Annotated in this window: 19 protein-coding genes, 3 tRNA genes and 1 pseudogene; 13 read left to right on the top strand and 10 right to left on the bottom strand. The window is 70.0% G+C overall.

From position 1 onward, the window contains the following. Positions 1–71: 71 nt before the first annotated feature. Positions 72–629, bottom strand: a complete 558-nt coding sequence (locus ACFWSK_RS21830; protein WP_383788692.1) for an ATP-binding protein — start codon at positions 627–629, stop codon at positions 72–74. Positions 630–768: 139 nt separating this feature from the next. Then, positions 769–1596 carry a glycerophosphodiester phosphodiesterase gene (locus ACFWSK_RS21825; protein ID WP_383788689.1) on the bottom strand — a complete coding sequence of 276 codons (828 nt, stop codon included), beginning with the start codon at positions 1594–1596 and terminating at the stop codon, positions 769–771. A 221-nt stretch (positions 1597–1817) separates the two neighbouring features. On the opposite strand from ACFWSK_RS21825, the gene ACFWSK_RS21820 reads away from it, so the two are divergent. Further along, complete coding sequence (locus ACFWSK_RS21820) at positions 1818–3359, top strand: S1C family serine protease (RefSeq protein ID WP_383788686.1); 1542 nt, start codon at positions 1818–1820, stop codon at positions 3357–3359. 59 nt (positions 3360–3418) lie between these two features. Next, positions 3419–3505, top strand: a tRNA-Ser gene (locus tag ACFWSK_RS21815). Between the two features lie 190 nt (positions 3506–3695). On the opposite strand, the gene ACFWSK_RS21810 is transcribed toward ACFWSK_RS21815, so the two are convergent. Continuing rightward, positions 3696–4580, bottom strand: coding sequence for a bifunctional DNA primase/polymerase (locus ACFWSK_RS21810; protein ID WP_383788683.1), 885 nt, complete (start codon positions 4578–4580; stop codon positions 3696–3698). Positions 4581–4927: 347 nt separating this feature from the next. Between ACFWSK_RS21810 and ACFWSK_RS21805 the strand changes: the two genes are divergently transcribed. The 8 genes from ACFWSK_RS21805 to ACFWSK_RS21770 all read left to right on the top strand — a co-directional run bounded on the left by ACFWSK_RS21805 (position 4928) and on the right by ACFWSK_RS21770 (position 12820). After that, positions 4928–5239, top strand: coding sequence for a hypothetical protein (locus tag ACFWSK_RS21805; RefSeq protein ID WP_383788680.1), 312 nt, complete (start codon positions 4928–4930; stop codon positions 5237–5239). Positions 5240–5447: 208 nt separating this feature from the next. After that, positions 5448–6605 (top strand): acyl-CoA dehydrogenase family protein, encoded by a 1158-nt coding sequence (locus ACFWSK_RS21800; RefSeq protein ID WP_383788677.1) that lies wholly within the window; start codon positions 5448–5450, stop codon positions 6603–6605. Continuing rightward, on the top strand, positions 6602–7549 hold the full coding sequence (locus ACFWSK_RS21795; protein WP_383788675.1) for a bifunctional MaoC family dehydratase N-terminal/OB-fold nucleic acid binding domain-containing protein: 948 nt from the start codon (positions 6602–6604) through the stop codon (positions 7547–7549). Before ACFWSK_RS21800 ends, ACFWSK_RS21795 begins: the two co-directional genes overlap by 4 nt. Before the next feature lies 1 nt (position 7550). Beyond that, entirely contained in the window at positions 7551–8594 is a 1044-nt protein-coding gene (locus ACFWSK_RS21790) for an acyl-CoA dehydrogenase family protein (protein WP_383788672.1), read from the top strand. After that, a complete protein-coding gene (locus ACFWSK_RS21785) occupies positions 8591–9106 on the top strand; it encodes a MaoC/PaaZ C-terminal domain-containing protein (RefSeq protein ID WP_383788669.1) in 516 nt (171 codons plus the stop codon). Before ACFWSK_RS21790 ends, ACFWSK_RS21785 begins: the two co-directional genes overlap by 4 nt. Then, positions 9103–10269 (top strand): lipid-transfer protein, encoded by a 1167-nt coding sequence (locus ACFWSK_RS21780; RefSeq protein ID WP_383788667.1) that lies wholly within the window; start codon positions 9103–9105, stop codon positions 10267–10269. The genes ACFWSK_RS21785 and ACFWSK_RS21780 overlap by 4 nt, the downstream gene beginning before the upstream one ends. Before the next feature lie 205 nt (positions 10270–10474). Beyond that, a complete protein-coding gene (locus ACFWSK_RS21775) occupies positions 10475–11038 on the top strand; it encodes a SigE family RNA polymerase sigma factor (protein ID WP_383788664.1) in 564 nt (187 codons plus the stop codon). A gap of 135 nt (positions 11039–11173) precedes the next feature. Then, complete coding sequence (locus ACFWSK_RS21770; RefSeq protein WP_383788663.1) at positions 11174–12820, top strand: long-chain fatty acid--CoA ligase; 1647 nt, start codon at positions 11174–11176, stop codon at positions 12818–12820. A 60-nt stretch (positions 12821–12880) separates the two neighbouring features. On the opposite strand, the gene ACFWSK_RS21765 is transcribed toward ACFWSK_RS21770, so the two are convergent. Then, complete coding sequence (locus ACFWSK_RS21765; protein ID WP_383788660.1) at positions 12881–16936, bottom strand: PAS domain-containing protein; 4056 nt, start codon at positions 16934–16936, stop codon at positions 12881–12883. 236 nt (positions 16937–17172) lie between these two features. Further along, positions 17173–17691, bottom strand: a complete 519-nt coding sequence (locus ACFWSK_RS21760) for an SSI family serine proteinase inhibitor (protein ID WP_383788657.1) — start codon at positions 17689–17691, stop codon at positions 17173–17175. Positions 17692–17902: 211 nt separating this feature from the next. Between ACFWSK_RS21760 and ACFWSK_RS21755 the strand changes: the two genes are divergently transcribed. The 3 genes from ACFWSK_RS21755 (at position 17903) to ACFWSK_RS21745 (ending at position 18755) form a co-directional block, all read left to right on the top strand. Next, positions 17903–17993, top strand: a tRNA-Ser gene (locus tag ACFWSK_RS21755). Positions 17994–18232: 239 nt separating this feature from the next. After that, positions 18233–18305: transfer RNA gene (locus ACFWSK_RS21750), tRNA-Arg, on the top strand. A 165-nt stretch (positions 18306–18470) separates the two neighbouring features. After that, entirely contained in the window at positions 18471–18755 is a 285-nt protein-coding gene (locus ACFWSK_RS21745; protein WP_383788654.1) for a hypothetical protein, read from the top strand. A 15-nt stretch (positions 18756–18770) separates the two neighbouring features. Here ACFWSK_RS21745 and ACFWSK_RS21740 read toward each other — a convergent pair whose 3' ends face one another. The 5 genes and pseudogenes from ACFWSK_RS21740 to ACFWSK_RS21720 all read right to left on the bottom strand — a co-directional run bounded on the left by ACFWSK_RS21740 (position 18771) and on the right by ACFWSK_RS21720 (position 22406). After that, positions 18771–19841: a tyrosine-type recombinase/integrase gene (locus tag ACFWSK_RS21740; protein WP_383788652.1), complete on the bottom strand. Its 1071-nt coding sequence runs from the start codon at positions 19839–19841 to the stop codon at positions 18771–18773. 52 nt (positions 19842–19893) lie between these two features. After that, positions 19894–20331 (bottom strand): annotated as a pseudogene (locus ACFWSK_RS21735) (helix-turn-helix domain-containing protein); the annotation flags it as partial. Positions 20332–20870: 539 nt separating this feature from the next. Then, entirely contained in the window at positions 20871–21284 is a 414-nt protein-coding gene (locus ACFWSK_RS21730) for a hypothetical protein (RefSeq protein ID WP_383788650.1), read from the bottom strand. 12 nt (positions 21285–21296) lie between these two features. Further along, positions 21297–21743, bottom strand: a complete 447-nt coding sequence (locus ACFWSK_RS21725; protein ID WP_383788647.1) for a hypothetical protein — start codon at positions 21741–21743, stop codon at positions 21297–21299. Positions 21744–21839: 96 nt separating this feature from the next. Continuing rightward, positions 21840–22406 (bottom strand): hypothetical protein, encoded by a 567-nt coding sequence (locus tag ACFWSK_RS21720; RefSeq protein WP_383788646.1) that lies wholly within the window; start codon positions 22404–22406, stop codon positions 21840–21842. Between the last annotated feature and the right edge of the window lie 396 nt (positions 22407–22802).

Below are 22802 nucleotides of genomic sequence, written 5' to 3'. Positions count from 1 at the left end.
GGCTGCGGGGCCTCATTGCCCCGTCCGCTCGTCAGCCCACGTCAGCCCACGTCAGCTCACGTCAGCCCACGTCAGCTCATGTCGTCGAACGCGTCGGCGAAGCCGAGGCCGTCGAGTCCGCCCAGCTCGCCCAGGCCGTTGAGTCCGCCGGGGCCTTCGGGTGCACGTCCATCAGGGACGCCTGTCCGCTGCTCCTGGGCGACCTGGGCCCAGACGGTGACCTCGCCGGAGGAGTTGTCGCGTACGCCCCACTCGCGGGCGAGGGCGTTGATGATGTTGAGCCCACGACCGCCCCGTGCGGTCACCGAAGGGGTGGAGGGGACCGGCCGGGTCGGCCCGCCACCGTCCGTCACCTCGACGGTCAGCCCGCCCGTCCTGTCGACCCGCCAAGCGGCGCGGACATCGCCGTCACCCACTTCTGTGTGCTGCCCCAGTGGCCTGCCGTGCCGGCAGGCGTTGCTGAGAAGTTCGGAAAGGATCAGAACTGCATCGTCGACGACCGTGTCCGCGACCCCGTTGCTGCGCAGTTGCTCGCGCATACGGTGCCGCGCCTGCCCCACGCCCGCAGGGCCATGGGGTACGGCCATGCTCGACGACGTGGGCACTTCCTGTGCCACCACCAACGTCACCCCCGGACCTCCTTCGCCCCACGCCACGGATTGGATGCCCCAATGGACTGGACCGGAAACCGGCCAAAGGTCTGCCAGTGACGCACTCGTAACGATTGCACACGGAACGAATGCGCCGGTGTACACCCCGTAGCGAGTGTTAAAGGCGGCCCAGTTGGGACAGAACCTGCTTTGGGCGATTCGTGATGATTGCCTCGACTCCGAGGCGTGCGCAGAGTTCCACGTCCGTGGGTTCGTTCACCGTCCAGACATGCACGCGGTGCCCGGCGGCGTGCAGGCGGTCGATGTAGGCGGGGTGACTGCGTACGATCCGCATCCCCGGACCGGCGATCCGGGCGCCCGCGGGGAGCCGCCCGTCGCGGAGCCGCGGGGTGACGAACTGCATCAGATAGACGGTCGGCAAGGCGGGCGCGGCGGCCTCGACGCGGTGCAGGGAGCGGGCCGAGAAACTCATGATGCGTACCGGCGAGGGGCCGTCGGCCGGCGGATCGTCCAGTCCGAAGCGCTTGAGCAGGTGCAGCAGCCGCTCCTCGACCTGCCCCGCCCAGCGGGTCGGGTGCTTGGTCTCGATGGCCAGCTGGAGGGGCCGCCCGGCCGCCCGTGTCTCCACGACCAGTTCGAGGAGGCGTTCCAGGGTGAGTACGGAGGTGAGCTCGCCCGGTGCCGGGTCCCAGTCCGGGGACTCCTCACGGTCCTTCCAGGAGCCGAAGTCGAGAGCGGCAAGGGCGGAGAGTTCCAGTGCGGAGACGGCGCCCCGGCCGTTCGACGTGCGGTTCACCCGGCGGTCGTGGACACAGACGAGATGTCCGTCCGCGGTGAGCCGCACATCGCACTCCAGGGCGTCGGCGCCGTCCTCGATCGCCTTGCGGTAGGCGGCCAGCGTGTGCTCGGGTGCGTCGTCCGAGGCCCCGCGGTGGGCGATGACCTGGATGGGGGTGCGGATGGCGTGCTGTCGTGCGTCGGTCACCGCGTCATCGTGTCACCGGTCGGCGGCGGGTGTGCGCACCTTAAATAGGGAGACATAAGAGGGGACACAGGGAGAGGCCGTTTTGTCTGATGTAAAGATTGGTGTGCGGATGCACAGGTCCTGCTTACAGTGGCCTGACGTGCTGTGGGAAAAGCTGACCGCAGACACGTGCACAGCGGATCTCTTGCCGAAGACCGAGTGGAACCGAGGAGTAAAGAGCTGTGAGCACCGAGAACGAGGGCAACGAGGGCACCGCGGTCCCGGCCGTACCGCCTGTTCCGTCCACACCTCCAGTGCCGCCGGCCGCTGCTCCCGAGGGCATGCCCCCGTCCGCGGCGGCGCCGGCCCCGGCCGTTCCCGCTGAGGCACCGACGGCTCCTGGGCCGGCCTCCGCTCCGGCCGCTGCCCCTGGCGCCTTTGCCGAGAACCAGCCGCACGAGACTGCCCAGCAGCCCTACGAGCAGCCGTACCCGTCGCCCCAGCCGCAGCAACAACCGTCGCAGCAGCCGTCGTATCAGGAGCCTGCGGCGGCGGGCGGCTGGCCGCCTCCCCCTCCCGTGATTCCCTCCTACGCCGGGGGCGGCGGCGGCTCGGGCACGGCCTGGGGTGCCCCGGCGCACGCGGCGCCCGAGCCGCCGCGCAAGCGGCGTGCGAGCGGTCTGGTCGCCACTGTGGCCGTGGCGGCGCTCGTCGCCGGTGGCGTCGGCGGTGCCCTCGGCTACTGGGTGGCCGACCAGAACGACACGAACTCCGCCACCGGATCGACCACGATCGCGGCTTCGAACAGTCCGAAGGACTTCAAGCGCGACCCGGGCACGGTCGCGGGCGTCGCGGCGAAGGCGCTGCCCAGCGTCGTCACGATCGACGCTCAGAACGGCGACGGCGAGGGCGGCTCCGGCACCGGCTTCGTGTACGACAAGGAGGGCCACATCCTCACGAACAACCACGTGGTGGCCTCCGCGGCGGACAGCGGCCAGCTGACGGCGACGTTCTCCAACGGCAAGAAGTACGACGCCGAGGTCGTCGGCCGCGCGCAGGGCTACGACGTGGCCGTACTGAAGCTGAAGAACGCACCGGACGGTCTCACCCCGCTGGCACTCGGCGACTCGGACCAGGTCGCGGTCGGCGATTCGACCATCGCGATCGGTGCGCCGTTCGGCCTGTCCAACACGGTCACCACGGGCATCATCAGCGCCAAGAACCGCCCAGTCGCCTCCGGTGACGGTTCCAGCAGCAAGAACTCGTACATGAGCGCCCTGCAGACCGACGCCTCGATCAACCCGGGCAACTCCGGTGGTCCGCTGCTCGACGCGGGCGGTGCCGTGATCGGCATCAACTCGGCCATCCAGTCGACCAGCGGCGGCCTCGGCCAGTCCCAGGCGGGCTCGATCGGTCTCGGCTTCGCCATCCCGGTCAACCAGGCGAAGAACGTCGCGGAGCAGCTGATCAAGACCGGTAAGCCGGTCTACCCGGTGATCGGCGCGACGGTCACCATGGACGAGGCGACGGGCGGCGCGGTCATCTCGGAGGAGGGCGCGGGCGGCAGCCCGGCGGTCTCCCCGGACGGCCCCGCGGCCAAGGCCGGCCTCAAGGGCGGCGACGTGATCACGAAGTTCAACGACACCGTGATCGAGAGCGGCCCGACCCTGATCGGTGAGATCTGGACCCACAAGCCGGGCGACAAGGTCACGCTGACCTACAAGCGCGACGGCAAGACGGCAACGGCCGAACTCACCCTGGGCGAGCGCGAGGGTGACAGCTGACCGGCTAGGCTGTCCTTCGCGTCGAGGCGGGCCCGCGGTCCGTCGGCCCGACGACGCGGGGTGGGTTGCCCGAGCGGCCTAAGGGAACGGTCTTGAAAACCGTCGTGGCAGCGATGTCACCGTGGGTTCAAATCCCACACCCACCGCCGAGGTCGGAGAAGTAGCGGTTCAGAAGGGGCGTCCCGGCTACGGGACGCCCCTTCTTCGTGGCTGCCTGAACCAGCTGACAGGGGCGAAGTCCCCTTCCGGCGGGTCCCTTTGGCGGCGGATCGGCGCTCGACAGCGCGTGGTCCGCCGCGTTTTCGCTTTCCTGGCGCCGGTTTCGCTTCCGTGGGGTCAGGGAAGTCCGGGGCGGCCCGTGGTCAGGCGAGCCGCTGAGGCGATCGCGGCTCTGGCCTCTCGTTCGGAGAGGCCGGTGTGGATCGCGGCGGCGGTGAGGGCGTCCGCGAGGTCGTCGCCGAAGCCGTGCTCGTAGGCGCGGCAGGCCGCCCAGAAGAGGCGCGTGTTGCGCTGACCCGCCCGGGCCGCCCGTACGAACTGGATCAGCCCCTGGCCTTGCCGGCTGCCGGGCCGGTGGGGTGTAGGACGGGGACGGGTGGGGGGTGTGAGCAGGTGGAGGAGTGCGCGGGGGCACGGTGCGGGGGCGAGGTGGGCGGTGCCCGGCGCCAGGCGGTAGCTGCCGTGGGTGGTGACCGAGCCGGGGCCCACGAGGTAGCCGCCGAAGCCGCGGATGTCGATGCCGGGCGCGAGGCGGCTCGCCGAATTCGGTACGGCCACGTCGGGCGGGCCGGTCAGCCAGAGGTGGCGTCCGCCGCTCGGGGTGAGCACGGTGGTGGTCGGCGGGATGGCGAACCGATGCCGTGCGGCGAGCTGTTGGAGAGCGGCCATGGAGTCGCTGCCGTGGGTGACGTCGACGTCCAGATCGATGCCGATGAGGCGGTGCGGTGGCCGGCCGCAGGCGATTCCGTAGCCGGTGGCACGTGGTGCGGCGGCGAAGAGGGCGCGTACGGCGGCGGGGTCGGTGGTCGCGTCGTGGACGCCGTGGCCGGGCAGTCCGCAGGCGCCCCGGCAGTGGACCGGGGGTTCTTCACCGCGGTGGGGGGAGCGCAGGGCGGGGAGCTTGGTGGCGGACAACGGGATGACGGGGAGCCCCTGCTCGGCGGCGGCGGCGAGCGCATGGGCCAGGGCCAGGGTGGCGGTCTGCCGGTCGATGGTGGCCATGGACTCATTCTCGTACAGGTGTTCGATGGAGGGAAGGGGTCGAGGGTTGCGGTGGGGGCGGGGAAGGGTGCGGAGGGGATGACGCAGGAACGCTTTTCCTCTTGGGGGGGTGTGGAAGGGGCCGCGGCAAGGCGTGTGAGCTGGGGTTTTGGAGCACGTGGGAGGTTTATCGGCCGTTCCTCACGCTTGAGGGGGAATCGAGGGCTGCGGGGTGGTTCGGCGGGGATTCGGTGGGCAACTCTGGTCCTGCGACGTCGTGATCACGTCCGAAGCGGCCGGCCAGCTGCTTCGGAATCAGCCGTAACAGCCGTAACAAAGCCGTACTTTCGGTTCCTGGAGGAATTGACATGGCAAGCATTCGTACCGCTCGTGCCCTCGCCGCTGTTGCCGCTCTGCCGCTCGCCGTCGCACTTTTCGGTGGCGTGGCAGCAGCCGACAACGGCTCCTTCGCGAACGACGGATCGAACGCGGCGGTGGCGACGATCGGCGGCAGCGGTGTCGGTGGCGACAACTTCGGCAACTCGTCCACCTCGCAGCAGCAGGCGGTCGGGGCGGGCGCCTCGAACCAGAACAACTCGGCCCAGGTGAACGGCTCGGCCTTCACGGCGATCAACCAGTCCAATCACAACTACGCGGTGAACTTCTCCCCGTTCTGGTGAGCCGGAGGCCGGGGGCTGCTGGGGGGTAGGTCAACGGTGAGGTGAAACACGGTCTGCGCGGCGGCACTTGGGTGCCGTCGCGCAGACCTTTTCGTGGTTCGGCGGTCAGGGCCGGCGGTGCGGCAGCGGGCTTGACAGCCCGACTAAACCTGACGGACAGTCAGAAAGTCAGGACGTCACCGATCCGTACGCCCGGGAGGACGCCACCGTGCACCTCGCCCCGACGGAACGCCAGCAGCAGCTGCGCGCCGAACTCCGTACCTACTTCCGCGAGGTCATGCCGGACACGAGGGTCGAGGACCCGGCCGCTCAGCGCGCCCTGCTGCGGCGGATCGGCGCCGACGGCATGCTCGGACTCGGCTGGCCCGTGGAGTACGGCGGGCAGGGCCGGGGCCCCGACGAACAGTTCGTCTTCTTCGACGAGGCGTACCGCGCGGGCGCGCCGGTGTCGATGGTCACGCTCAACACCGTCGGACCGACCCTGATGAAGTACGGGACGGAGGAGCAGAAGGCTTACTTCCTGCCCCGGATTCTCAGCGGCGAGCTGGTCTTCGCGATCGGCTACAGCGAGCCGGAGGCGGGTACGGACCTGGCGGCGCTGCGCACCCGGGCCGTGCGGGACGGCGCGTGCTGGGTCATCGACGGGCAGAAGATCTTCACCAGCAACGCCCAGAACGCGGACTGGATCTGGCTCGCCTGCCGTACGGACCCCGAAGCGCCCAAGCACAAGGGCATCTCGATCATTCTGGTCCCGACGGACGATCCTGGCTTCGCCTGGACGCCCATCGAAACCGTGGGTGGCCTGACCACGACGGCCACCTACTACGACCGCGTCCGGGTGCCCGTCTCCCATCTCGTCGGCGCGGAGAACGCCGGCTGGGGCCTGATCACCAACCAGCTGAACCATGAGCGGGTGGCGCTCGCCGCGATCGGGATGCAGGCCGAGGATTTCTACGACGCGGCCCTGGCGTTTGCCAGGACCCCCGATCCAGTGACGGGGCGACGGCCGGCTGACGAGCCGTGGGTGCGATCCCGGCTGGCCGAGGCGTATGCGCGGCTGGCGGCGACACGCCTGCTCAACTGGCGGTTGGTGGGGTCCGTGGGGGCGGGCTCGCTGGCCCCCGGCGAGGCGAGCGGCGTGAAGTTCGTGGGAACCGAGAGCGCCGTCGAGGTGTATCGAATGTGCCAGGAAATCACGGGCGAGGCCGGAATGGTCCGGGGTGGCTCACTCGGTTCGTTCGGGGACGGGGAGCTGGAGCGGATGAACAGGGCGGCGCAGATCAACACCTTCGGGGGCGGGGTGAGCGAGGTGCAGCGGGAGATCGTCGCGACGATGCGGCTCGGCATGAAGAGGGGGAAGCGGTGAAGGAAGGGCGGGGAGGGGGAAGCGGGCGGCGACAGCCGGACGAGCTGCACCGGCGCCTCAAGGGGTACGAGGGCCGGGCCGCGGCGACCGCGGGCGTCGGCAAGGACGTGGTCAATCAGGCGATGATCCGGCACTGGTGCGAGGCGATGGGGGACAGCCTCCCGGCATACGAGGGGCCGGACGCGATCGCGCCGCCGACGATGCTCCAGGCATGGACTATGGGCGGGCTCTCGGGGCACACCGACCGTTCCGAGGCGTACGAGGAGTTGTTCACCCTGCTCGACGGCGCCGGTTACACCTCGGTGGTCGCGACCGACTGCGAGCAGGAGTATCCGCGACCGCTCCGTCCGGGCAACCGGATCACCTTCGACGCGGTGATCGAGTCGGTCTCGGAGCTGAAGACGACCAAGCTGGGCACGGGGTACTTCGTCACGACACGGATGGACGTCAGGGCGGACGGGGAGCCCGCCGGGACGCACCGCTTCAGAATTCTGAAGTACCGCCCAGCGCAGGGGAGGCAGGGCACCAGGAGCCTGCGGCCGCGGCCGGTGATCAACAGGGACAACGCCGGATTCTGGGAAGGGGTGGCCGGGCACAAGCTGCTGATCCAGCGCTGCACGGAGTGCGCGACGCTGCGCTTCCCGTGGCTCCCCGGGTGCGGCGCGTGCGGTGGGCCGGAGTGGGACACCGTCGAGGCGAGCGGCGAGGGCACCGTCTTCTCGTATGTCGTGATGCACCATCCCCCGTTCCCCGCCTTCAGCCTGCCGGACGAGCCGGGGCCGTACGCGGTAGGGCTGGTCGAGCTCGCCGAAGGGGTGCGGATGGTCAGCAACGTCGTCGGCGTGCCGTCCGACAAGATCCGTCCGGGTATGCCGGTGCGGCTGGAGTTCCTCCGTACGGACCCCGAGTTGGAGCTTCCGGTGTTCCGTGGGAGTGAGGGCTGAGATGGACTTCACGCCTACGGAGGAGCAGGCCGCGGGGCAGGGACTTGCCGCCCGGATCTTCAAGGACCTCTCGACGCACGAGCGGCTGGCGGCGGCCGGGACGGGCTCCGACGCCGAGCTCTGGAAGGAGCTGTGCGCGGCGGGACTGATCGCCGCGGTCGAGGAGATCGGGCTGCTCGGGCTGGTGCTGCTGCTGGAGGAACAGGGACGGACCACCGCGCAGGTGCCCTTCGCGGCGACGTGCGTGTACGGGGTGCTGGCGGTCGACGAGCACGGTTCTGCGGAGCAGCGGGAGCGGCTGCTGCCGCCGCTGCGGGACGGCACGGCGGTGGCGACGGGGGCGTTTCCGGCGCGTGGCGGCCTCCGCTCGGGCGGCGGTGGCGGGCGGCTGAGCGGGACCGTGCCGTACGTGCCGTGGCTGCGGGACGCGACTCATGTGCTGGTGCCCGACTCGGACAGGGCGCTGTGGATGGTGAGCACCGCGGGTGGGGGTGTGTCGGTTCAGCCGGTTGAGACGACGGCGCCGTGGGCGGCGGCGCGGCTCGACCTGGACGGGGCGCTCGGGGAGAGACTCGGCGGGGCAGGGGCCTATGCCTCGGTGCTGGCGACGAGTCGTACGGCGTTCGCGGGGCTGCAGGCCGGAGTGGCGGCCGGCTCGCTGGCGCGCGCGGTCGAACACACCGCGACCAGGGAGCAGTTCGGTCGTCCGCTCTCCACGCATCAGGCGGTCCTGCTGCGGGCCGCCGACGCGCACATGGACACCGAGGCGATCCGGGTCACCGCGTACGAGGCTGCGTGGCGACGCGATCACTCGCTCGCGTACGGGGCTCAGGCACTGACGGCCGCGTGGTGGGCGTCGGAGGCGGGCCGGCGCGTCGTCCACGCGGGTCAGCACCTCCACGGCGGGACGGGCGCCGACCTGGAGCACCCCGTACACCGGCACTTCCTGTGGGGGCGCCAGCTCGATGCGTACCTGGGGTGCGGCAGTGAAGTGCTGGACGAACTGGGCCGGTTGCTGGCGGAGGCGGAGGAGGTGCCGACGTGAGGCAGGAAGAGGTCCGTGGTGCGGCGGGGCGGACGTGCGTGGGTGAGGAGCTGGCACCGCTGGAGATCGCGGTGACGCGCACTCTCATCGTCGCGGGGGCCGTCGCGTCCCGCGATTACCAGGACGTGCACCATGACGCCGAGCTCGCGCGGGAGAAGGGGTCGCCGGACATCTTCATGAACATCCTCACGACGAACGGGCTCGTGGGACGGTTCGTCACCGACCGCTTCGGCCCGGCGGCGGTACTGAGAAAGGTCGCGATCCGGCTGGGGGCACCCAATTACCCCGGGGACACGATGGTGCTGACCGGAAAGGTCGTCGCCGTTTCGGGCGGGGAGCACTCGAAAGGAGTCTCCGGGGCCGGTGAGGCGGAGGCCGGGGAGATGGAGGCCGGGGAGATGCAGGTCGTGGAGGTGGAGGTCGTGGGGACCAACGGCCTGGGGCGCCATGTCTCGGGCCGGGTCACCCTCGCCCTGCCGGCCACCGGTCCGTCGGTGGAGGCGGTGGCATGAGCCTGCGCAGGGCCGATTCGCTCGGTGGAAAGGCCGCGGTCGTCGGGATCGGGGCGACCGAGTTCTCCAAGGACTCGGGGCGCAGCGAGCTGAAACTGGCCGTCGAGGCCGTGCGGGCCGCCCTCGACGATGCCGGGCTGACCCCCGGAGACGTCGACGGGATGGTCACGTTCACCATGGACACCAGCCCCGAGATCACGGTCGCGCAGGCGGCGGGGATCGGTGAGCTGTCGTTCTTCTCCCGGGTTCACTACGGCGGCGGAGCCGCGTGCGCCACCGTGCAGCAGGCGGCGCTGGCCGTCGCGAGCGGGGTGGCCGACGTCGTCGTCTGCTACCGCGCCTTCAACGAGCGCTCCGGGCGCAGATTCGGCTCCGGCGTGCAGCGGCGCGAGCCCACGGCTGAGGGGACGGCGCTCGGCTGGAACCTTCCCTTCGGGCTGCTCACTCCGGCGTCCTGGGTGGCGATGGCCGCCCAGCGCTATCTGCACACCTACGGTCTCGCGCCGGAGGTCTTCGGCCATGTGGCGGTCACGGACAGACGCCACGCGGCCACCAACCCGGCGGCGCACTTCTACGGGAAGCCGATCACCCTCGCCGAGCACGCCGCCTCGCGGTGGATCGTCGAACCACTGCGGCTGCTCGACTGCTGTCAGGAGACCGACGGCGGGCAGGCGATCGTCGTGACCAGCGCCGAGAGGGCCAGAGATCTGCCCCGGCCACCCGCCGTGATCGTCGCCGCGGCCCAGGGCGCGGGGCGGGCACAGGAGCAGATGACGAGCTTCTACCGGGACGGGCTGACAGGTCTGCCGGAGATGGGAGTGGTGGCCCGGCAGCTCTGGCGCAGCTCCGGACTGTCGCCCGCAGACATCGACGTGGGCATCCTCTACGACCACTTCACTCCGTTCGTCCTCATGCAGCTGGAGGAGTTCGGCTTCTGCGGGCCGGGGGAGGCGGCGGACTTCGTGGCGGGCGACGAACTGCCCCTGAACACGCACGGAGGGCAGTTGGGAGAGGCGTATCTCCATGGGATGAACGGCATCGCGGAGGCGGTCCGGCAGATCCGTTCGACCTCGGTGAACCAGATATCCGGGGCGGCCAGGACGCTGGTCACGGCCGGTACGGGCGTTCCCACGTCGGGGCTGATCCTCGGTACCGACGACTGAGCCGGCCGCGCCGCGGAGGTGGCGCTGAGGCCCGCGCACAGGTACCGGCCGGCCGGTGCCCGGCTCAGGGGCGGACCCTGACACGGGCCGGCGGCCCCTCCACCTTCAGGAGGTGCAGCCCGGCCCGCCCCTACAACCTGAGGCGGACGACGCTTCGGGACCTGGGGCCGATCCCCTCGGTGGCGCCCGCTCCTAGCGTGGAGGTATGACCACGCCAGTCTGCACCGGCGCCTCCAGGGCAGTCGCTGCCGCCGCCGGACACCCGACCTGCTCGCCCTATGCGTCGTTCTCCTCGTACGTACGGGCGCGGGGGCCCGTACTGCTGCGGACGGCCCGCTCGCTCACCGCGAACCCGAGCGATGCCGAGGACCTGCTGCAGACCGCGCTCGCCAAGACGTACGTCGCGTGGGAGCGGATCGAGGATCACCGGGCACTCGACGGATATGTCCGCCGGGCCCTGGTGAACACGCGCACCTCGCAGTGGCGCAAGCGCAAGGTCGACGAGTTCGCCTGCGAGGAGCTGCCCGAGCAGGAGTCCGTACCGGCCCCTGATCCGGCCGAGCAGCAGTCACTTCACGACGCGATGTGGCGAGCGGTCCTCAAGCTCCCGGACCGCCAGCGCGCCATGGTCGTCCTGCGCTACTACGAGGATCTCAGCGAGGCCCAGACGGCCGAGGTGCTCGGCGTGTCCATCGGGACGGTCAAGAGCGCGGTGTCGCGGGCACTGGGCAAACTCCGGGAGGACCCGGAGCTGACCCCGGTCCGGTAAGGGCGGCCCGTCCCGGGACGAGCGATTTTGCCCGGCGACACCGATTCGTATGCGCAGGAGTAGTGACATACCAAGTGGTATGTGCGCAGAATCAGCGGAACATTACTGCCGCGTAGCGCCCACCGGGAGGACGCCGTGCTCAGCACCATGCAGGACGTACCGCTGACTGTCACCCGCATCCTGACCCATGGGATGACGATTCACGGGAAGTCGCAGGTCACGACCTGGACCGGCGAACCCGAGCCGCATCGTCGCAGCTTCGCCGAGATCGGCAGGCGCGCCGGGCAGCTGGCCCACGCCCTGCGTGACGAGCTCGGCATCGACGGCGACCAGAGGGTCGCAACGCTTTGCTGGAACAACGCCGAACACGTCGAGGCGTATCTGGCGATCCCCTCCATGGGCGCCGTACTGCACACGCTCAACCTCCGGCTCCCCGCCGAACAGCTGGCCTGGATCGTCAATCACGCCGACGACAAGGTCGTGATCGTCAACGGTTCGCTGCTGCCCCTCCTCGTGCCGCTGCTCCCCCACCTGCCGTCCATCGAGCACGTGGTCGTCACGGGCCCGGGTGACCGCTCCGGGCTCAGCGGGATCGCGCCGCGCGTGCACGAGTACGAGGAGCTGCTGGCGGGCCGGCCCACCGAGTACGACTGGCCCGAGCTGGACGAACGCCAGGCCGCCGCCATGTGTTACACCTCCGGCACCACAGGTGATCCCAAGGGCGTCGTCTACTCCCACCGCTCCATCTACCTGCACTCCATGCAGGTCAACATGACCGAGTCGATGGGGCTCACGGACAAGGACACCACCCTGGTGGTCGTGCCCCAATTTCATGTAAACGCGTGGGGTTTGCCCCATGCGACGTTCATGACCGGCGTCAACATGCTCATGCCGGACCGTTTCCTCCAGCCCGCCCCGCTCGCCGACATGATCGAGCAGGAGAAGCCGACCCACGCCGCCGCCGTCCCCACCATCTGGCAGGGACTGCTCGCCGAGGTGACCGCCAACCCGCGCGACCTCACGTCCATGGCCAGCGTCACCATCGGCGGCGCCGCCTGCCCGCCCTCCCTCATGGAGGCGTACGACAAGCTGGGCGTCCGCCTCTGCCACGCCTGGGGCATGACGGAGACCTCGCCGCTCGGCACCATGGCCAACCCGCCCGCCGGACTCACCGCGGAGGAGGAGTGGCCGTACCGCGTCACACAGGGCCGCTTCCCCGCCGGCGTCGAGGCGCGCCTCGTCGGCCCCGGCGGCGAGCACCTGTCGTGGGACGGCGAGTCGGCCGGTGAGCTGGAGGTCCGCGGGTCCTGGATCGCCGGTGCGTACTACGGCGGCCCGGACGGCGAACACCTGCGGCCCGAGGACAAGTTCAGCGAGGACGGCTGGCTCAAGACCGGTGACGTCGGCGTGATCAGCGAGGACGGCTTCCTCACCCTGACCGACCGGGCCAAGGACGTCATCAAGTCCGGCGGCGAGTGGATCAGCAGCGTCGAGCTGGAGAACGCCCTGATGGGGCACCCCGACGTGGCCGAGGCCGCGGTCGTGGCCGTCCCCGACGAGAAGTGGGGCGAGCGCCCGCTCGCCACCGTCGTCCTCAAGGAGGGCGCCACCGCCGACTACGTCGCGCTGAAGGAGTTCCTCGCGCAGTCGGTCGCCAAGTGGCAGTTGCCGGAGCGCTGGACGGTCATCCCGGCGGTGCCGAAGACGAGCGTCGGCAAGTTCGACAAGAAGGTGATCCGAAAGCAGTACGCGGACGGTGAGCTGGACATCACCCAGCTCTGACCCGGCACGACGAGGAGGGCGGTACGGGACTTCCCGTACCGCCCTCCTCGCATGCGTGCGTCAGTTGGTGCCTATCTTCGCCAGCAGGTCGACGATGCGGGACTGCACCTCGTCGCTGGTGGAGCGCTCGGCCAGGAAGAGAACGGTTTCGCCCGAGCTGAGCCCGGCCAGTTCCGACTCGTGCAGACCGGTCGAGGTGTAGACGACCAGCGGCGTGCGGTTCAACTGGCCGTTCGCGCGCAGCCAGTCGATGATTCCGGCGCGTCGGCGGCGCACCTGCATCAGGTCCATCACCACCAGATTCGGCCGCATCCGGGTGGCGAGCTCGACCGCCTCGCTGTCGGCCGCCGCCCTCGCGACCTGCATGCCACGGCGCTCCAGCGTCTCCGTCAGGGCCACCGCGATCTCCTCGTGCTCCTCGATCAGGAGCACCCGCGGCGGGTGCTGTTCGCTGTCGCGGGGGGCGAGCGCCTTGAGGAGTACGGCGGGGTCGGCACCGTACGCCGCCTCACGCGTCGCCTGCCCGAGCCCGGCCGTCACCAGCACAGGCACCTCGGCGGCCACCGCCGCCTGGCGCAGCGACTGGAGGGCGGTCCGGGTGATGGGGCCGGTCAGCGGGTCCACGAAGAGCGCGGCGGGGAACGCGGCGATCTGGGCGTCGACCTCCTCGCGGGAGTGGACGATCACCGGACGGTAGCCGCGGTCGCTCAGCGCCTGCTGGGTGGAGACGTCGGGTGCGGGCCAGACGAGCAGCCGTCGCGGATTGTCCAGCGGCTCCGGGGGCAGCTCGTCGTCGACGGGGTGGGGCTGCGGCCGGTTGGCCACCTCGACCGCACCACCGGGGCCGTCCAGCGGCTCCGGTCCTTCGGCGGCGCCCCTGTCGGGCGCCCCTATGGCGTACGCGCGCCCTGCGGCCACCGGGGTCGACAGCAGCTGACCGGACCCGGCGCCCTTCGGGGCACCGGCCTGCGCGGAGGGCTGTTCGGGAACGGCAGGGGCCGTGCCGGCCTGCGGCGGCACGGACGGCGCCGCGGGCTCGGCCTCCGGAGGGGCGGTCAGCTTGCGGCGCCGTCCGGCGCCGCCGAGGCTCTGGTTCTGCTGGTGCGCGAGGTGCTGCGCGAACGGCACACCCTGGCCCAGCGTCCGCACGCTGAACGCGCGGCCCTGGGTCGAGTCCGAGGACGCGGGCATCGGCGCCTCGGCGGGCAACGGCTGACGCCCCGCGTCCTGTGCGGGAGCCGTGTGGTCGGCCGGGTGGGCGGTGGGCGGTGCGCTCTCCCGCGGGGGCGCCGGTGAGGGAGCCGGAGCGGCCCCGGTGGTGTGTGTGGTCCGGCCGGAGCCCGCCCAGGACTCGTCGTCGGATGCCTCGGCGTCCCCCGCCAGTGCGGCCAGGCCCTGGCCGGAGGTGCCCTCCTGGCCCCAGCCGGGGGGCGTGGACGCGTCGGCCGGCTCGTCCGGTGCGACGGGACGGCGTGCCCGACGGCGGCCGGACGGCACGGGGTGCGCCTGCGGCGGGGTGTGGTCGGCGTCCGGCGTGGTCTGTACGGCGTCGTGGCGCTCCGGCGACGCTTCGGCCGCCGCCTCGGCCGCGGGCGGGACCCGGTCCGCGTCGGCGGGCGGCAGCGCGAACGCGGTACGCGGCCCGGTCGGCTCGGCCTGCGCGGCACGTTCCTGAGCGGCCGACAGCGCACGTCGCGCCCGGCGGCCACCGGGCTGCGAGCCCTGGGCGTCGCCGCCCGGAGCACCCGGAGCACCCGGAGCACCCGGAGCACCCGGAGCCCCGTCCGGGGCGGCCGGGGACGGCTGTGGCGAGGCGATGGCCGGAAGGGCCGGCTGGGGCTCCCCGTCCCTTCGCGCACGACGGCCCGAAGGCGACACCGGCATCTGCCCGCCCGACGGCACGCCCTGCGGCGGCACGGTCCGACCGAGCTGCGGACGACCCTGCGCACCCTCGGCAGCGGTCACCACGGAACCCTCGGAAGGAGCCGGGAAAGCGGGAGGAACGGGAGACACGGAAGGGCCCGAGGCGCCGGCGGGCAACGCCAACGCCTGGCCCTGCTGGGCCACTCGCTGAGCTCCCTGAAGCCCCTGAGCCCCCCGAAGCGCCTGAGCCCCCGGAAGCCCCTGCGCACCCTCCGGCAGATCCGCCACACCCGTCTCCGCCGGGCTGGGACGTCCGCGCCTGCGGCCGGAGCCGCCGTTCGGCACGCCGGGACCCTGTTCCGCGAGCTGCTGCTCCTCGGGAGCGGATTCCGGCGCCCCCGCCGCGCGCCGCGCCCTGCGCCGCCCGGTCGGCTCCGCCGCATCGGTGTCCGTCGCCGCGGCGCCGCCCACGGGGCTGTCCAGGAAGGCGTCGGTCGACGGCCTGCGCGCCCTGCGCCGTCCGCCGCTCGTGCTCCCCTGGTCCTGCGGGACGATCTCCTGCGCCGCAGGCACGGCCTCCACCGGCGGGGTCACGACCGTGCCGGAGCCGGCGCCGAGCGGTACTTCGAGTACGTACGCACTGCCGCTCATGCCCGGCATCTCGTGCGTCTGGAGCACACCGCCGTGCGCCCGTACGATCCCGCGCACGATCGGCTCGTGCACCGGGTCTCCCCCGGCGAACGGCCCGCGCACCTCGATCCGTACGACGTCACCGCGCTGCGCGGCGGCCACGACGACCGTCGAATCGACATAGCCGCCGCCGGGCACCAGCCGGGTCTTGCCCGTCGAGTCGACACCGGCGACATCCGCGACCAGGTGCGCGAGCGCCGTCGCCAGCCGTCCCGGGTCCACCTCGGCCTCGATCGGCGGGGCATGCACCGCGAACTGCGCGCGGCCCGGCCCGATCAGTTCCACCGCACCGTCGATACCGGCCGCCACGACACCGTCGAGCAGGACGGGGACCTTGGCGAGGCCCTCCGTACCCGAGTCCAGACGCTGGTAACCCAGCACGTTGTCGACGAGGGTCGTCATCCGGGCGTAGCCCGCGGCCAGGTGGTGCAGGATCTGGTTGGCCTCCGGCCACAGCTGGCCGGCCGGGTCGGCGGCGAGCGTGGACAGCTCCCCGCGCAGCTCCTCCAGCGGGCCGCGCAGCGACTCGCCGAGCACGGCGGTCAGCTGGCCGTGCCGGGCGCTCAGCGCGGCGACGAGGTCGGTCTGCTTCTCCAGCTCGGAGGCGTACCGCTCCGTGCGGTCGGCGAGTTCGGCCGCGTGCCGCTCGGTCAGCTCCGCGATCTCCGCGGCGTGGGCCTCGGTGAGACGGGCGACCTCGGCGGTGTGGCTCCCGGTCAGTTCGGCGACCTCGGCCGTGTGCTGCTCGGTCAGCTCCTCGTACGGCCTGCGGTCGGTGAACGTCATCACCGCACCGACCAGCTGGTCCCCGTCCCTGACGGGCGCGGTCGTCAGATCGACCGGCACCTGCGCACCGCCTCTGGACCACAGCACCTGCCCGCGCACCCGGTGCTTGCGCCCGGACTTGAGGGTGTCGGCGAGGGGGGAATCCTCGTACGGGAAGGGCTCGCCCTCCGCGCGTGAGTGCAGGACCAGCGGGTGCAGCTCCTTGCCGCCCAGGTCGCTGGCACGGAAACCGAGTATCTGAGCGGCGGCCGGATTGACGAGGACGACACGGCCGTCCGTGTCCGTACCCACGACGCCCTCGGACGCGGCCCGCAGGATCATCTCGGTCTGGCGCTGCGAACGGGCCAGCTCGGCCTCGGTGTCGACGGTGCCCGACAGGTCGCGTACGACGAGCATCAGCAGCTCGTCGCCGGTGTAGCTGGAGTGGATGTCGTTGTACCCGGCCTGGCCGCTGTCCAGGCTCGCGCTGGTGATCTCCGCCGGGAACTCGATGCCGTCGGTACGCCGCGCGGTCATCCGCGTCGGCTTGGTCCTGCCCTGCTCGTCCGCAGCCTCCGGCCGGCGCATCGACCCCGGAATCAGCTTGGAGTCGAACTCCGGAAGCAGATCGAGCAGTCCGCGCCCGACGAGCGCGGTGCCCGGGGTCTCGAACATTTCGAGGGCGATGGTGTTGGCGTTGACGACCGTGCCGTTGCAATTGACGAGCAGAAGCCCGTCCGGGAGGGCGTCGAGTATGGCTGCGAGGCGAGCAGCGCCTCGGGATGGCCTGCTGCTCACGACGACGCTTCCTCCCTGATTACCGCACCTTGCCGACAGCGGGCCCCATCCTGCCCCTCGGGCCGCAGGCTGTCACAGGAGGAGTCTAAAGGCTGGGGAGGGCGGCGGGGCGGCCTATGAGGGGGAGCTCTCACCAAGGTTCTGTGCGAGCGGTGTACGCCGGGGGCGTGATCTGTGACCGTCCGCGCACCGTGTGACGTGCGCGGACACCGGGCGGCGGACCGGCCGGAGGGCCGTCAGAGGGCGGGCAGTACCGGAATCAGGTTGTTCCAGCGGGAGATCTCGCAGCCGTTCTCCCGGTTCAGATACGCGGTGATGTCCCGCCCCTGCCAGGTCCCGACGACCCGCGCGGTGGCCGGTCCGCCGTGGATCTGGGTGCACATGGCGTCCTTGGGCGTCGGCAGGAACGGGTTCTCGTCCGCCGCCTGCGCTTCCGCCAGCCGGTCGCAGGCCGCCTGTGCCTTCGCGTGGGTGCCGCCCGCCCTGTCGGGCCCGCACAGGAGCTCGAAGGTGCCGTCGGCCGCCGGGTCCCCGGAATCCGTGACGGTCACGGTCATCCGCAGGGTGGCCTCCTGACTGCCCTGGTCGCCCGGGCCGCTCCGGCCCTCGTGCCCCCATGGGTCCTGCCGGTCGTCCAGGAACAGCGGCAGCGGCAGCAGGGGTACGGGCACCGGGGTCACGGCGACCGCCGCCGGCGCGGCGGCGGACAGAACGGCGAGAGAGGCGACGGCGGTGACGGCGAGGCGACGCAGCATGCGGGGCTCCTGTGCTCTGGACACGTACGGCGGGCGGGCGGGGGCGGCGCCCCCGCTCCCTCTAACGCTGCGCACGCCCCGACGATGCGCAACCGCTGCGGTGCTTTGCTCTGGCGCCCGCATGCCTAGTACGGTGGGCGGCGATTGGTGACAGCGCGCTCGACTGTGTCATCATCTGCAACGCACCACCCGCGTTCGCGCGGGGTGTGCTGGAGGCGTCGCCTAGTCCGGTCTATGGCGCCGCACTGCTAATGCGGTTTGGGTCTTAAAGCCCATCGAGGGTTCAAATCCCTCCGCCTCCGCTCACCACCGAAGCCCCGTGCCCCTGGCGCGGGGCTTCGGTCGTTTCCGGCTGCGGATGGCTCCGTACGGGTGAGGGACAGCCTGTCCGGCAAGGGTCCCGAGACGGTGTTACCGCAGCTCAGGGCTGGTGGAGCTAATGGATTTCGCGTGACGGCGCAGGTCATGTAATGTTGTTCTCGCAACGCCGACGGGGCAGAAAAAGCCCGGGAGGCAAGCCAGCGGGTCACACCAACGGCAGGCACTCGTAGCTTAACGGATAGAGCATCTGACTACGGATCAGAAGGTTGCAGGTTCGAATCCTGCCGAGTGCACATAGGTCAAAGGCCCCCTGGACATCGTCCAGGGGGCCTTTGACATCAGCGGGTGACATCAACGTGTCCGTGAACAGGCCCCGTCGGTATCTGCGCAACGGCGGGGCCTGCTGCTGTCCCGTCCCGCATGATGTCCCCCCACGACCACGCGCCCTTGGGGGGACCATGACCACCCGCACCGCCGCCACCCTGATACTCCTGGCCGCGACGCTTACCGCCTGCACCAGCACGGACCCCGCACCAGAGAAGCCGGCCGCCACTTCCGCGCCCGCGCTCAGTAAGGCGGAGATCACCCGCCAGTGCGTGAACGCCATAGCTGAGGCAGTCAGTAACCGCCCTGCCGACTTCGACCCGGAGACCGATTCGGACCCGCAGCCCGCGGCGTGCGACGCCCTGTCGGAAGCCGAGTACATGGACGCCTACATGGACGGGCTCAGCCAGGCTCAGTAGGTCGCGACACGTGGATCAGGCGTCAGTGCCCGATCCGGTCTCGACCTCCGTTCCGCTCTCGGAGTTGTCGAATTTCAGCGCGTCGTCCATCTGATCCGCAGCGGCCCGAAGCGTTGTGCCCATCACATGCGCGTAGGAGTCAAGCGTCATGGTGATGGTGCTGTGCCCGAGCGTCTCCATGATCGTGCGCGCGTCGACCCCCTGAGCCAGCAGCAGCGATGCGCAGGTGTGCCGCAGGTCGTGCACGCGCACCCGCCGCACCTTCGCGTCTCGGCACAGGATGGTGAGCATCCGATTCAGGCTGCGGGGGTCCGTGACGCGGCCCGTCACTGTGGTGAAGATGAGGCCCGTCGGATGTTCGGGGACCGGCTGCCACTTCTGGCCGGCCACCTTGCGCTCGCGCTCCTGCTGCTCGCGATGCTCCGTGAGCGCCCGTACGCAGCCTTTCGGCAGCGCCAGCGTACGGACCGAGCGTGTGGTCTTCGGGGTGCCGAAGATCAGCTCACGCCGGATGCGCTGTACGTTCCGCCGGACGCGGAGCTGACCGCGTGCAAGGTCGATGTCCGACCAGGTGAGCGCGAGGACTTCTCCCCGCCGCAGGCCGGTCGAAACGAGCAGCAGCCACAGGGCGTACAGGCGGTGAGGCTGGGCGGTGCGGAGCATCACGCGGACTTCTGCGGCGTCCAATGGACGTACCTCCTTGGTGTCGACTGTGGGTGTCTCCACGATCCGTGCGACGTTTCGCGCGATCAGTTCTTCGCGCATCGACTGCTGTAGCGCGGATCGGAGAACGGCGTGGATGTACTGGACCGTGCGAGCGGATGGGCGGCGCTTGCAGCAGCGGCCGACCGCGCAGCAGTTGCGCTTGCCCTCCGGCCTCTCCTTGTCCGCCCCTCGGAGGCAGCACAGGCAGGCGGCCTTGAACTCTGCGAGGAACCGCCGTACATCCGCCGGCGACAACCGATTGAGCTTCTTCTTGCCGAGCGCGGGACGGATGTAGAGGCGTGACAGCCCCTCATAGCTGTTCAGGGTCGCGGGCTTGAGTCGTTCCGGCGCCCACTGGTCACCGGCGGTCTGCCCATCCACGGCGTTCGCGTGGCGGCTCCGGCTTTCGCGGGGTCGATCGCCTGCCCACCATCGCCATCCTCGACCGGCTCAACGCCCTCGACGAAAGCTTGGACTCCTTGGGGCGCGACGGGCTCTTCGCCCACGCCCGCTGGGCCCGATGCGGCTGATAGACGCCATCAACCGCACGGGCGTCGATCTCGCGCTTGACGGTGGACGGCGGCCGGCCCAGTGCCCGTCCGTTCGCGCGTAGCGACTGGCCCTCACCACGCATGTCAGCGATCAACTCCCGCTCTGTCGCCGTGAGGAACCTTGGGTGCAGCACGGCCTCGACCGCCGCAAGGGACGGCGCTGATGTGACGGCAACGGTGCTGGTCATGCCCGTTGTGTAGTCGATCCTGCGCCCATCGGGGTGCAGGCGCGCGTTGCCGATCTTCCGGATCCCGCGGTCCCAGTCCAGGGCAGTACGTTCGTGGACCCCGACCTGTGCCGCGGCGGCCCGCCGCCGCACCCCGGCCGCGCGAAGCCGGTCATACTCCGCCCGACCCGGATGCCCGGTCGTGCCCGTCTTCCCGCGACCACGGACGCCGGCCTTCCGTGCCCACCCGAACGCCGTCGCACGGTTCACCCCGACCGCCCGAGCAGCCCCGAGATACTGCCGCACTCCCGGTCCAGCGCCTCGAAGAACCTCGCCATCAAGTCCTCAAAATCCACGAACCCCGCAACTCCCTGAAAATCAGGGTGTTGCGGGGATCATTAGAACCCGCCTTGTCTGGTCAGGGGCCTTTCGCGTGCGGTGGGTGTGGGATTAGAACCCACGGTCACATCGCTGCCACGACGGTGTTCAAGACCGCTACGCCACACGCATCCGTGACGCTTTGACCTGTGTAGAAGCGGTGCCCACGTGCCAACAGCCCTTCCTGGCCCACACATGGCCACCCCTGTGGGGTCTAAACCCGTGTACGTCCTGCGGGTAGACCGAAGCCCGCTTCGTTCAATCCCCACCCTCACGCCGTTGACCAGGACAAATACAGGAGTCCCGCGGGAGTACTAGTCGGCAGGGGTGTTTGTCAGGGAGAGTGTTACATCTCCCATGTCAGGCCCGCTCTGCATGTGAGCCGAAATCACCGTCGGGTGATCGTGTGGCGCTTTGAACCGAGGCACCAGGAAATTGAGAAGCTCGCGGTCTCTCTCGTCCGGAGTGTCTTCTGAGGTCCCTTCGAAGAATGATGTGAATCCGTGCACCTGGACCACACCACTATCCAGGGCGATGGCGTTCAGGTGGACTTCGATTCGGCATTCTCCTCCCCACTTGAACGGATCAACCCGAATCGCGCTCTCGTTGTCCCCCTGATTCAGCAGCTCCCTGACGTCACGGTGGTTGTCACGGAGAAATTCGTCACTGCCGAAGTTCTCGAAGTCCTTTCCAGCGGCTCTCACGGAGCCCATCAACAACCGAGGCATGGCTCACTCCCTCTATAGGTCGTCTTCGTCGTCGACGTCGAGGCGCCGATTAGAGACTGTCAGGAAGACATCCGCAGTGTCTTCTGCGCCAATATCGACTTCGTTGCGAAGCGAAACGTGATGTTGTCGGGAAGGGTTCGCACCGGTGGAACGCGGGACGGAGAAGTCGATGCTTTGCCTGTCCTCCAGCTCACCAGTCGTCTCGGAAGCGCCCTCGAAGAACCGCGCCTCTCCAGTGATCTTTGCCGACCCGTTATCCACGGCACGGGCGTTGAGTTCCACCTCGACGCGGCACTCGCCGCCCCACGAAACGGGCCTGATCTCAATGTTTTGTTCAGGTTGCCCCTCTTCGAGAACGATTTGGAAATCCCGAAGCTTGTCACTCGGGTGCTCATTCGCGGTGAAGTCCTCGTGGTCTACACCCTCCACGCGGGCTGTTCCCTGCAGCAGACGAGGCATACTGACACCCCTCGACTCGTTGAATTGTCGTTCGCTCAACCTCTGTGTTGCTGGTTTGGTTGCCCTGCAACATCAGGGAGTTCGAACGCTGTTCTTCTATTGCAACTCACCAACGGGGCAAGCGCAAACCGCAATTGTGGTCCTGCCGCTCAGACAGCGTTGCCGTTCGCTACGCAGTCGTCCGTCCCAAGCGATTCCTCCCTGGCGTGACTCGCGATAACGTGATTCGGTTGCGCCTTCCGCCTGGCGGCTCAGAAGCCCCAGCATGCGCAGATGAATCAGCGGTCCCGTCAACTGCCCATGCGGCAGGAGCGCCAGCGCCGCCCGCTCCGGCCTGTTCCATCCGGCGAAGCTGATACGCCACAGACGACGTGCTCGACAACCCGACCGCTGACCGACCTCCCGGACCGACGGGGCCTCCCCGCGCTCAGCGATCCCCCCGGTGATGCACCGCAGGATCCTCTCCTGCCGCTCGGTGAGGTGATCGACCACGGGCCTCCGCTTCCTCCTGCGCGCGGACCTGGCACCGCAGCTCCACCCGCGCCGCTGACGAGCGTCCCGGCTCGGTGCCCCAGAACGGATGCACGGCAAGACGGCAGGACAGTTGCACCAGACGGCGCCGCATGGCCGTGTAGGGAATTTGGCACTCGGCAAGCTCCGCATAGGTGCGGTTCCAGTCGCGCTGGGCCTGCCCGACGGATGGGATGTGCTGGACGATCCGCAATGAGTGGGGTTCTTGACGAGGTGGGGAAACTTCTATCACCGTCCGCTCTCTGGCTGGACGACAAGGCGAGGGTTAGTACCTCACGGCCCCGTGAAACCGCCGTACAGCAGCCCAGTACCGCAACCCCAGCAACCGTCCCGGTCCGCTAACGTCTCTCCGGGGCCTCGTAGCGGCCGGTATGACCGCCACTGACCGCTCTGGCTAGCTACGGATCAGAAGGTTGCAGGTTCGAATCCTGCCGAGTGCACAGCGGAGAAGAGGCCCCCGGAGTAATACAGGGGGCTCTTGTCATGATACCCACCAGTTTGTACCGGTGTGGTAATAGGCGTCCGCGG

The sequence above is a fragment of the Streptomyces sp. NPDC058620 genome (assembly GCF_042717135.1).
Lineage (GTDB): Bacteria > Actinomycetota > Actinomycetes > Streptomycetales > Streptomycetaceae > Streptomyces.
The sequence above is the reverse complement of the archived record's forward strand: the minus strand, read 5'-3'. Positions and strand labels throughout refer to the sequence as shown.

Coding starts and splice junctions, on each gene's coding strand:
- ACFWSK_RS21810 (WP_383788683.1), bottom strand. CDS start 4,580: ATGGCCACCATCGACCGGCAGACCGCCACCCTGGCCCTGGCCCATGCG.
- ACFWSK_RS21805 (WP_383788680.1), top strand. CDS start 4,928: ATGGCAAGCATTCGTACCGCTCGTGCCCTCGCCGCTGTTGCCGCTCTG.
- ACFWSK_RS21790 (WP_383788672.1), top strand. CDS start 7,551: ATGGACTTCACGCCTACGGAGGAGCAGGCCGCGGGGCAGGGACTTGCC.
- ACFWSK_RS21780 (WP_383788667.1), top strand. CDS start 9,103: ATGAGCCTGCGCAGGGCCGATTCGCTCGGTGGAAAGGCCGCGGTCGTC.
- ACFWSK_RS21775 (WP_383788664.1), top strand. CDS start 10,475: ATGACCACGCCAGTCTGCACCGGCGCCTCCAGGGCAGTCGCTGCCGCC.
- ACFWSK_RS21760 (WP_383788657.1), bottom strand. CDS start 17,691: ATGCTGCGTCGCCTCGCCGTCACCGCCGTCGCCTCTCTCGCCGTTCTG.
- ACFWSK_RS21745 (WP_383788654.1), top strand. CDS start 18,471: ATGACCACCCGCACCGCCGCCACCCTGATACTCCTGGCCGCGACGCTT.
- ACFWSK_RS21730 (WP_383788650.1), bottom strand. CDS start 21,284: ATGCCTCGGTTGTTGATGGGCTCCGTGAGAGCCGCTGGAAAGGACTTC.
- ACFWSK_RS21725 (WP_383788647.1), bottom strand. CDS start 21,743: ATGCCTCGTCTGCTGCAGGGAACAGCCCGCGTGGAGGGTGTAGACCAC.
- ACFWSK_RS21720 (WP_383788646.1), bottom strand. CDS start 22,406: ATGCGGAGCTTGCCGAGTGCCAAATTCCCTACACGGCCATGCGGCGCC.